1 protein-coding gene is annotated in these 502 nt (G+C 66.3%); it reads left to right on the top strand.

The window, feature by feature from the left end; genetic code table 11:
* Positions 1-48: 48 nt before the first annotated feature.
* The coding region (locus AC1DY5_RS58345; RefSeq protein WP_478123141.1) for a tripartite tricarboxylate transporter substrate-binding protein at positions 49-502 on the top strand (454 nt) is incomplete at its 3' end.

Below are 502 nucleotides of genomic sequence, written 5' to 3'. Positions count from 1 at the left end.
CTCATAGGGGCCGGCGCGGTTGCCCGGGCGGCGCCCGATGGCCGCACGTTGCTATTGAGCCTTGACACGCCGTTCACGATGTCGGCGCTGCTTTCGCCGAAGGTCCAGGTGAGCCTGGACCTCTTTCAGCTCATTGCAGTGCTAGGTGTCTCCGGCACTACGGTCGCCGTCAACCCGGCACTTGGGGTGCGGACGTTTGCGGAACTGGTGGAGCTCGGACGGCGCAAGGACCTCACCTTTGCCACGGGCGGCAACGGCAGCCCGGGGCATTTCGCAGCGATGCTGCTGGCCAGCAGCACCGGAATGACGATCACTCCAGTGCACTACAAGGGAAGCGCACCGGCGGTCACCGCTGTCATTGCGGGCGAAGTCGATGCTGGTGTCGTCAGCACCACAGGGCTCCTGCCGCACCTGCGCGCGGGAAAGGCTCTGGGGCTGGCAACGACCGGCGTCAACAGGTCACCACTGCTGCCCGAGCTTCCAACCGTGGCCGAACTGGGCC

Source organism: Variovorax sp. P4_D9 (assembly GCF_056401695.1).
Note: the sequence above shows the minus strand (reverse complement) of the source record. Positions and strands in the feature narration are given on the sequence as shown.